Source organism: Chelatococcus composti (assembly GCF_014201415.1).
GTDB classification, from domain to species: Bacteria; Pseudomonadota; Alphaproteobacteria; order Rhizobiales; family Beijerinckiaceae; genus Chelatococcus_A; species Chelatococcus_A composti.
The window spans coordinates 22964-32111 of sequence record NZ_JACHEH010000012.1; the positions used below are offsets into that span (position 1 = coordinate 22964).

8 protein-coding genes are annotated in these 9148 nt (G+C 68.3%); 4 read left to right on the forward strand and 4 right to left on the reverse strand.

Translation table 11 applies throughout. The features are described from left to right. Window positions 1–53 precede the first annotated feature (53 nt). A complete protein-coding gene (locus HNQ73_RS17240) occupies window positions 54–1541 on the reverse strand; it encodes an NAD-dependent succinate-semialdehyde dehydrogenase (protein WP_183336574.1) in 1488 nt (495 codons plus the stop codon). Next, complete coding sequence (locus HNQ73_RS17245) at window positions 1541–2308, reverse strand: sulfite exporter TauE/SafE family protein (protein WP_183336576.1); 768 nt, start codon at window positions 2306–2308, stop codon at window positions 1541–1543. The genes HNQ73_RS17240 and HNQ73_RS17245 overlap by 1 nt, the downstream gene beginning before the upstream one ends. 520 nt (window positions 2309–2828) lie before the next feature. Here HNQ73_RS17245 and HNQ73_RS17250 point away from each other — a divergent pair. The 4 genes from HNQ73_RS17250 to HNQ73_RS17265 are packed head-to-tail and all read left to right on the forward strand — an operon-like array spanning window position 2829 to window position 6930. Beyond that, on the forward strand, window positions 2829–3899 hold the full coding sequence (locus HNQ73_RS17250; RefSeq protein ID WP_183336578.1) for an ABC transporter ATP-binding protein: 1071 nt from the start codon (window positions 2829–2831) through the stop codon (window positions 3897–3899). Further along, window positions 3896–5185: an ABC transporter substrate-binding protein gene (locus tag HNQ73_RS17255; protein ID WP_183336580.1), complete on the forward strand. Its 1290-nt coding sequence runs from the start codon at window positions 3896–3898 to the stop codon at window positions 5183–5185. Before HNQ73_RS17250 ends, HNQ73_RS17255 begins: the two co-directional genes overlap by 4 nt. Before the next feature lie 54 nt (window positions 5186–5239). Continuing rightward, window positions 5240–6115, forward strand: coding sequence for a carbohydrate ABC transporter permease (locus HNQ73_RS17260; RefSeq protein WP_183336582.1), 876 nt, complete (start codon window positions 5240–5242; stop codon window positions 6113–6115). Beyond that, a complete protein-coding gene (locus HNQ73_RS17265; protein ID WP_183336584.1) occupies window positions 6112–6930 on the forward strand; it encodes a carbohydrate ABC transporter permease in 819 nt (272 codons plus the stop codon). The genes HNQ73_RS17260 and HNQ73_RS17265 overlap by 4 nt, the downstream gene beginning before the upstream one ends. Window positions 6931–6933: 3 nt before the next feature. On the opposite strand, the gene HNQ73_RS17270 is transcribed toward HNQ73_RS17265, so the two are convergent. Together HNQ73_RS17270 and HNQ73_RS17275 are read right to left on the reverse strand one after the other, a co-directional pair. Beyond that, entirely contained in the window at window positions 6934–7848 is a 915-nt protein-coding gene (locus tag HNQ73_RS17270; protein WP_210310584.1) for an amidohydrolase family protein, read from the reverse strand. Window positions 7849–7975: 127 nt separating this feature from the next. Then, on the reverse strand, window positions 7976–8965 hold the full coding sequence (locus tag HNQ73_RS17275) for a tripartite tricarboxylate transporter substrate binding protein (protein WP_244650282.1): 990 nt from the start codon (window positions 8963–8965) through the stop codon (window positions 7976–7978). Window positions 8966–9148 lie beyond the last annotated feature (183 nt).

Below are 9148 nucleotides of genomic sequence, written 5' to 3' on the forward strand. Positions count from 1 at the left end.
GCGGGGAAGCCCCGGCCCACAGGCACAGGCCGAGTCTTCCCTCGCCGGCGCGTTCACATGCCGCCGAGGCAGACGTACTTCAGCTCGAGGAAGCCCTCGATGCCGTACTTCGAGCCCTCGCGGCCGAGGCCCGACTGCTTGACGCCGCCGAAGGGCGCCATCTCGTTGGCGAGGAGGCCGGTGTTGACGCCGACCATGCCGCTTTCCAGCGCCTCGGCCACGCGCCAGACCCGCGCCATGTCCTTCGCGTAGAAGTAGGCGGCCAGGCCGAACTCCGTGTCGTTGGCCATGGCGATCACCTCCTCGTCGTCGCGGAAGGTGATGATCGGCGCCAGCGGCGCGAAGGTCTCCTCCTTCGCGACCTTCATGTCCTGGGTGATGCCGGTCATCACCGTCGGCTCGAAGAAGGTGCCGCCGAGCTCGGAGCGCTTGCCGCCGAGGACGAGCTTGCCACCCTTGGCGAGGGCATCGGCCACGTGCTCCTCCATCTTGGCGACGGCACGCTCGTCAATCAACGGGCCCATGGTGACGCCTTCCTCGGTGCCGCGGCCGAGCTTGAGCGTGCGCGCCTTGGCCACGAACTTCTCGGTGAAGGCCTCGGCCACCGATGCCTGGACATAGATGCGGTTCGCGCACACGCAGGTCTGGCCAGCGTTGCGATACTTGGAGATGATCGCGCCCTCGACGGCGGCATCGAGATCGGCATCGTCGAAGACGATGAAGGGCGCGTTGCCGCCCAGCTCCAGCGACAGGCGCTTGATGCCGTTGCCGGCCTCGCGCATCAGCCAGCGGCCCACCGCCGTCGAGCCGGTGAAGGTGATCTTGGCGACCTTCGGGTTGTGGCAGAACTCCTCGCCAATGGGCCGTGCGTCGCCGGTAATGACCGAGAACGCGCCCTTCGGCACGCCCGCCCGCTCGGCGAGCACGGCAAGCGCAAAGGCCGACAGCGGCGTCTGCGCCGCCGGCTTCAGCACCATGGTGCAGCCGGCCGCCAGCGCCGGGCCGACCTTGCGGGTGATCATGCCGTTGGGGAAGTTCCACGGCGTGATGGCGGCGCAGACGCCGACCGGTTGCTTCAGCACGACGATGCGCTGGTCGGGTCGGGCGGCGGGAATGATGTCACCGTTGATGCGCTTCGCCTCTTCCGCGAACCACTCGAGATAGGCGGCGTTGGAGACGATCTCGGCCCGCGCCTCGGCCCGCGGCTTGCCCTGCTCCGAGGTCAGGATCAGCGCCAGGTCGTCCACATTGGCGAGGATGAGCTCATACCAGCGCCGCAGGATCTGGCTGCGCTCCTTCACCGGGCGCTTCGCCCACTCCTTCTGCGCCGCATGCGCCGCATCGATGGCGCGCCGGGCGACGTCGGGGCCGAGGTCTGGCACCGTCGCGAGGAGCGCGCCATCGAAGGGATCGGTGACGGCAATGGTCCGGCCGTCCGGCGCGTCGATCCATTCACCAGCCACATAGGCCTTGTCCGTCAGCAGCGACGGATCCTTGAGGTCGAGCACGCGGCGGCCTGCTGTCTTGTCGTGTACGGTCATCAATGCACTCCCAGAAGGCGCAGGACGGCGGGGGCGCCGAGCGACACCCCCGACAGGAAGAGGAGGACGAAGACGATGCGCCGCATCACCTGCGGCGCGATCGGCGGCGGCCAGCGTCGGGCGGTAAAGGTCGCCACCATCACGGCCGGAATGGCAAAGAGGCCTGTCAGCGTCGAGGGCCCCGGCAGATTGCCGGAGAGGACGACGAGGCTGATGCGGAACACGGCGTTGAGCGCGAAGACGCCGACGAGCGTCTCGCGGATCGTCGCCAGCGTCAGCGGCTGACGGTAGAAGTGGTAGACGAGTGGCGGGCCGGCCGTGGAGAACAGGCCGCCCATGAGGCCCGCAATGCCGCCGAAGAAGGCGAATGATGCGACGCCGGACTTGTGCGCAAGCGGCGCCGGCCGCATGGCGAGCTGCAGGCTCGACGCAATGATGACCACGCCGAGCGCGACGCGCAGCACGTCAGCCCGGGTCTCTGCGAGCCATTCCAGCAGCCAGTAGCCGACAAGGAGCGCCGGCATGCTCGCGGCCATGACGAAGGCGAACTCGCGCCAGGCAACGTCACGCCAGCCCTTGAGCAGCATCTGCGTTGCGTTGACGAGCGTGAGCACGCTCACAATCAGTGCCGCGTCCGGCAGGGAGAGCAAGCCGGTGAGGCCAACCCCGCCCATGGTGATGAGGCCAAAGGCGAAACCGGTGAGGGTCTGGGCATAGGCCGCGGCAAAGGTGAGCGCCAGAAAGCCCATGAGCTCGCCCGGCGACATTCAGCGCTTCCCCAGGCTGGCGAAGGGCGCCGCGGCACCCCGGACGGCCGCACCAAGGCGGGCCCCGCTGACACGGCCCGGCATGGCACGGGCACGTGCATCGCCCCCGAGGTGGAAGGGCGGGCGCTGCGCGGGCAGGCCGCGGATGGTCGCTTCGTTCACGAGAAACTTCAGGCGGGGCACACGGTGGACGCAGACTCAGCGTCTGCGTGCGGAATGTGCCAGCACTCCATCGCCCTGATCAATCTCCAGATTGTCGCGCAGGGATTGCATCCGGCACATCCTCCCGGTGCGATCAGGTGACGCTCCATCCGCACCCGCCCCGCAGTCACGGGAATGCGGCGCCGTCATTGAACTGTCATCGCCGCTTCACGGAAACGTCGCGAGCCTTCGCTACGCCGCTCGCAGAAAACCTGTGCCCAATTCTCGGCCTGTGGCATAACAGAAATAATCGAGCCGCCGATCATTGCCCGAGGACGGTTCATTGAAGTCAGAATGGGCAAAAAGCGATGCGGGGGACATGGCGGAAATCGTCGTCGACAATCTGACAAAGGTCTGGAACAGTGCGCCGGCGGTGGATGGCATCAGCTTTACCTGCGCCTCGGGTGAATTCACCGTCCTGCTCGGCCCTTCCGGCTGCGGTAAATCGACGACGCTGCGCCTCATCGCCGGGCTGGAGCAGCCGACCGCGGGCACCGTCGCCATCGGGGGGCGGGATGTCACGCGCCGCTCGCCCGCCGAGCGCGGCATCGCCATGGTGTTCCAGTCCTACGCGCTGTTCCCCCACCTCAGCGTGGCCGAGAACATCCTGTTTGGACTGAAGGTGCGGGGCGTGCCACGTGCCGAGCGCGACGAGCGGCTGAAGCGGGCGGCCCAGACGCTCGGCCTCACGCATCTTCTCGACCGCAAGCCCGCCGCCCTCTCGGGCGGCCAGCGCCAGCGCGTCGCCTTGGGCCGCGCCATCGTCGCCGATGCCGCCGTCTGCCTGATGGACGAGCCGCTGTCGAACCTCGACGCGCAGCTGCGGCAGGAGATGCGCGCCGAGATCCGCAGCCTGCAGCGCCGGCTCGGCATGACGATGATCTACGTCACGCACGACCAGGTGGAAGCCATGACCATGTCCGACCGGGTGGTGCTGATGCGCGATGGGCGCATCGAGCAGCAGGGAACGCCGGCGGAGCTCTATGACCGCCCGGCGAGCGGCTTCGCCGCCCGCTTCCTCGGCACGCCGCCCATGAACCTGCTGCCCTGGGCCGTGGGTGCCGGGCTCGTGCCGGGCGCCCTGGCCAACGGCACCGGCGGCAGCATCGGCGTGCGGCCGGAGCGGCTGCGGCTCGGCCCGCCTGGGCCCGGGCTCACGGCCACGGTCGCGGCCATCGAATATCTCGGCGCCGACACGCTGCTGACCCTCGACGCGGCGGGCGTGAAGCTCATCGCCCGCACCGACGGGCACGAGCGCCACCGCGTCGGCGAAACCGTCGGCGTGAGCTGCGCGGCAGGTGACCTTCACTTCTTCGACGCGGCCAGCGGCCGGCGCGTCGAGGCGAACGGCAACGGCTGCAACCGACCCGAACAGGGAGGAGAGGCATGAAGTTCTTCACGCAGGTTCGCTGCGCGGCAGCCGCGCTTGCGGCGTCGCTCACGCTCGCCGTCACGCCTGTCTCGGCCCAGACGACGGTCAACATGTACTATCCCGTCGCCGTCGGCGGCCCGATCACCAAGATCATCGACAAGATGGTGGCCGATTTCTCGGCCGCGCACCCGGACATCAAGGTCAATCCCATCTATTCCGGCAGCTACCAGGACACGATCACCAAGGTCATCACCGCGCTCAAGGGCGGCAATGCGCCGGAGTTCGCCGTCATCCTCTCGACGGACATGTTCACGCTGATCGACGAGGACGCCATCGTGCCCTTCGAGGAGCTCGTGTCGGACGCCGACAAGGCCTGGCTCGACAGCTTCTACGAGGGCTTCATGCTCAACAGCCGCACCGGCGGCAAGACCTGGGGCATCCCCTTCCAGCGCTCCACCATCGTGCAGTACTGGAACAAGGATGCCTTCAGGGAGGTGGGCCTCGATCCGGAGGTGCCGCCGACGACCTGGGACGAGATGGTCGCATTCGCCGAGAGGCTCACCAAGCGCGATGCATCCGGCAACGTCGTCCGCTGGGGCATTCAGATCCCGTCGTCTGGCTTCCCCTACTGGCTGTTCCAGGCGCTGACGACGCAGAACGACGTCATCCTCGCCAACGAGGCCGGCACCAAGGTGACCTATGACGACCCGCGCGTCGTCGAGGCGCTGCGGTTCTGGGTCGACCTGTCGAGGAAGCACAAGGTGCACCCGGAAGGCATCGTCGAGTGGGGCACCACGCCGAAGGATTTCTTCGAGGGCAAGGTCGCCATGATGTGGACGACGACCGGCAACCTCACCAATGTGCGCACCAACGCGCCCTTCCCCTTCGGCGTCGCCAAGCTGCCATCCAAGGTGCGCGGCGGCTCGCCCACCGGCGGCGGCAACTTCTACATCTTCAAGAACGCCTCGCCCGAGCAGCGCAATGCTGCTCTCGCCTTCATCAAGTGGGCGACGGCACCGGAGCAGGCCGCCGCCTGGTCCATCGCCACCGGCTATGTCGCCGTCACGCCCGCCGCATGGGAGACGGACGCGATGAAGAAGTATGTCGCCGAGTTTCCGGCCGCGGCCGTAGCGCGCGACCAGCTCGACGTTGCGGTGGCGGAACTGTCGACCCACGACAACCAGCGCGTCACCAAGGCGCTCAACGACGGCCTGCAGGCGGCGCTGACCGGCGCCAAGGATCCGGCCGCGGCCATGAAGGACGCCCAAGCCGAGGCCGACCGCGTGCTGCGCCCCTTCCAGTGACCCTGCCGGCCCGCGCGGTTCCGCCAGCGCGGGCCCTTTCCGCGGACCTTGCCCGTGAGCCGCCTGCGCACCTCGATCCACGCCTCGCTGCTGCTGCTGCCCGCCGTCGTGCTGCTGGCGGCCTTCACACACGTGCCGGCGGTGCGCACCTTCATTGGCGCGCTCTACACGACGCCGCGCGGCAAGCGGCCGGCCGTGTTCGTCGGCCTCGACAACTACCGCCAGCTCCTCGACGATCCCGTCTTCTGGCAGGCGATGGCGAACAACGTCTGGTACGCCGCCCTCACCATCCCGCTCTCGGTCGTGCTCGCGCTCGTCATGGCGCTCGCCGTCGATGCCCGCCTGCCCGGCCGTGCCGCGCTCAGGATGGCCTATTTCACGCCCACCGTGCTGCCGATGATCGCGGTGGCGAACATCTGGCTCTTCTTCTACACGCCGGGCTACGGACTGCTCGACCAGGTGCTCGGCCTGTTTGGCCTGCCCGAGACGAACTGGCTCGGCTCGCGCGACAGCGCGCTCTACGCCGTCATCGCCGTGGCGGTGTGGAAGGAGGCCGGCTTCTTCATGATCTTCTACCTCGCCGCCCTGCAGACGATCCCGCACGACCTGCGCGAGGCGGCGGCCATCGAGGGGGCGAGCCGCTTCACCTTCTTTCGGCGCGTGACCCTGCCGCTCCTGATGCCGACAACGCTCTTCGTGCTGGTGAACGCCGTCATCGGCGCCTTCCGTCTCGTCGACCACATCGTGGTCATGACGCGCGGCGGGCCGGACAACGCCACGGCGCTGCTGCTCTACTACATCTACGAGATCGGCTTCCGCTTCTGGGATTCGGCCTACGCGGCGACGCTGACGACGGTGCTCCTCGCCATCCTGGCCGTGCTGGCGGCGGTGCAGTTCCTCTTCCTCGAGCGACGGATCCACTATCGATGAGCATTGCCGACCGTCCCCCCGGCGCCATCGAGACGATCGGTGCCTGGCTCCTCGGCCTTCTCTGGATCCTGCCGCTCGCCTATGCGGTGTGGACCGCCTTCCACCCTTCAGCCTATGCCACGCGCTTCGACCTCCTGGCGCCGCTGACGCTGGAGAATTTCGTCGCCGCGTGGCAGGCGGCGCCCTTCGGCCGCTACCTTTTCAACACCACGGTGATCGTCACCATGGTCCTCGCCGGGCAGTTCCTCGTCTGCACGCTCGCGGCCTATGCCTTCGCGCGCTACCGCTTCCCCGGCCAGTCGCTGCTGTTTGCGCTCGTCCTGATGCAGCTCATGGTGATGCCGGACATCCTCATCGTCGAGAACTACCGTACGATGTTCGCCCTCGGCCTCGTCGACACGCTCGGGGCCGTGGCGCTCCCCTACATGGCCTCGGCCTTCGGCATCTTCCTCCTGCGCCAGACGTTCATGACAGTGCCGAAGGAGCTGGAGGAAGCCGCCATCGTCGAGGGCTGCTCGAGCCTCGGCGTCCTCTGGCGGGTCTACGTGCCGCTCGCACGGCCGGTCTTCGTCGCCTACGGCCTCGTCTCCGTGAGCTACCACTGGAACAACTTCCTGTGGCCGCTCATCGTCACCAACTCGGTCGAGACACGGCCGCTGACGGTGGGGCTCGCGGTCTTCTCCTCCACCGACCAGGGCATCGACTGGTCGATCATCTCGGCCGCCACGCTGATGACGGCCGCGCCCCTGCTCGTCGCCTTCCTCATCTTCCAGCGCGCCTTCGTCCAGTCCTTCATGCGCGCCGGCATCCGCTGAGGCTCAGCCGATGCCCTCGAGGCGATAGATCCTGATTGCGTTGCCGCTGAAGAGCTTTGCCTGCTCCTCGCGCGGCAGGTCCGCCACGGCAGCGCGGAACCCATCGATGATCGTATCGAAATCGCCGACGAGGCTGTCCACCGGGAAGTTGGAGGCGAACATGGCCCGGTCGGTGCCGAAGATATCGATGGCCTCGCGGATGATGGGGCGGTTGTCCTCGAGCCGCCACGGCCGGCCGCGAAGGCCGAGCCCCGAGATCTTGATGGCCGCGTGCGGCAGGCGTGCGAAGTGCCGCAGCGCCGCCCGCCAGCCGGCGATCCCCTCGGGCGAGCGGTCGGCCGGCAAGCCGGTGTGATTGAGGATGATGGGTATGTCCGGGTGACGTTCGGCGAGGGCAGCCGCCTCTTCCAGATGCCACCAGGGTGTCTGCAGGTCGAAGCTGAAGCCATGGCGCGCAAGCAGGGCATAGCCGCGGGCGAAGGCCGGATCGCCCATCGAGCCGGGCTCGCCGGGGCGGGCGGCATCCGGACGGGCGGCACTGCGCGGCTTGTGGCGCACGCCGCGCACGAAAGAGAAGGCGGCCTGCGCGGCGAGCACCTCCTCCACGTCGTCGGCGTCGAGCCAGGCCTGCGCCACATGCGCCGCCGGCGTGCCGTGGCGCTCGCGCAGGCGGGCGAGCCACGCCGTCTCACCCACCGGATCGCGCCGGTCCCACTCGCCTTCCATGGTCACGGAGGCGATGACGTTCTGTCGCGCGGCGACGGCCTGATAGTCCGCGACGAGGAAGGGACGGCGGATGGCGCTGTAGTCACCGTAGCGGAACGGGATCATCGGCTCCTCGACGAGCCACGGATGCGGGTTCGCCGGAGGATCCCAGAAATGATGGTGGGCGTCGACGAAGGGCAGTCGTTCCGTCACGCTCGTGCCTCCTTCTGTCCGCAACGACACGCCGCCGCAGCAGGACGTGCCGGGCGGCGCGAGACGGCCCGCCGGCGAGCCGCCCCGATACCGTCCGCGTCAGCCCGCCTGGCAGGCTGCGCGAAGGCTACTTGGCGAGGCCGAGATCCTTGAGCAGGGTCTCGGCGGTGCCGGCATAGGCGTTGGCGAATTCCGAGAACCGTTCCGGACCGTCCCAGACGGGGGTGATGCCGCGCTCCCTGAGGCTCTTCTGCACCTCGGCATCGGCATGGCCCTGCTCGCCCGCGGCGACGATCTTCGCCTTCACGTCCGCTGGAAGGCCGGGCGGCGCGCAGAGGGAGAACCAGTTCGACAGCGTCCAGTCGACGCCGATCGCCTCCTTGACTGTCGGCACATCCGGGAAGGCTGCCAGACGCTCCTTGGCCGTGACGGCGAGAACCTTGACCTTGCCAGCCTCAGCGAGCGACTTGGCCTCGACGGGCGAGCCGGTGAAGAGGTCGATACCGCCGGCCATGACATCCTGCAGGGCCGGCGCCCCGCCCTGGCTCGGCACGAACTTCACGGTGTCCGCCGGCAGGTCCTGCATCTTGGCGAGGCCAGCGATCGCGAGGTGCCACGGGCCGCCGATGCCCGAGCCGGAGGCCGTCAGCGTACCGGCCGGCTCGCTCTTCATCGCCTCCACCACCGCCTTGAGATCCGGGAAGCGACCGCCCGCCCTGGCGGTGACGCCGGCCGGCATCTCGGCGATGCGCGAGATGAGGTCGAAGGAGGCCGGCGTCAGCGGCGCCAAGCCCATCGTCTTGAAATAGCTGATCTCCGACGTGCAGGCACCCAGCGTATAGCCGTCCGGCGGGGCGTTCGCGATGGCCGAGTGGCCCACGACACCGTTGCCGCCGGCGCGGTTGACGACGGTCACGGGCACGCCGAGTGCCTTCTCGAAGCCCACCGCGAAGAAGCGCACGATGGTATCGGTGCCGCCACCGGCGCCCCAGGGCACGATGATTGTCACCGGCCGGTCGGGATAGTCGGCCCTCGCCGCATCACCGGCCGCACTGGCCAGCAGCGCGGCGCCGCCGAACAGCGACGCAGCGCAGGACCGCAGGAGCCTCGTCTTCAACGTGTCTTTCCTCATCGTTTCCTCCCAGATGTTTCTCTTATTGAAGTGTCGGCCCGGGACAGGCCTGGGTGTTCTCGCCTAGCCCTGCGCCTCCTTGAGGCGTTTGCGAGCGATTTTTGCGGCGAGTTCGAAGGCGGCGCGTGTGGCACCGATGTTTGCGATGCCTTTTCCAGCGATGTCGTA

Bases quoted from the DNA above. Each gene is read 5' to 3' on its own strand.
- HNQ73_RS17240 (WP_183336574.1), bottom strand. From the start codon at position 1,541: ATGACCGTACACGACAAGACAGCAGGCCGCCGCGTGCTCGACCTCAAG.
- HNQ73_RS17245 (WP_183336576.1), bottom strand. From the start codon at position 2,308: ATGTCGCCGGGCGAGCTCATGGGCTTTCTGGCGCTCACCTTTGCCGCG.
- HNQ73_RS17250 (WP_183336578.1), top strand. From the start codon at position 2,829: ATGGCGGAAATCGTCGTCGACAATCTGACAAAGGTCTGGAACAGTGCG.
- HNQ73_RS17255 (WP_183336580.1), top strand. From the start codon at position 3,896: ATGAAGTTCTTCACGCAGGTTCGCTGCGCGGCAGCCGCGCTTGCGGCG.
- HNQ73_RS17265 (WP_183336584.1), top strand. From the start codon at position 6,112: ATGAGCATTGCCGACCGTCCCCCCGGCGCCATCGAGACGATCGGTGCC.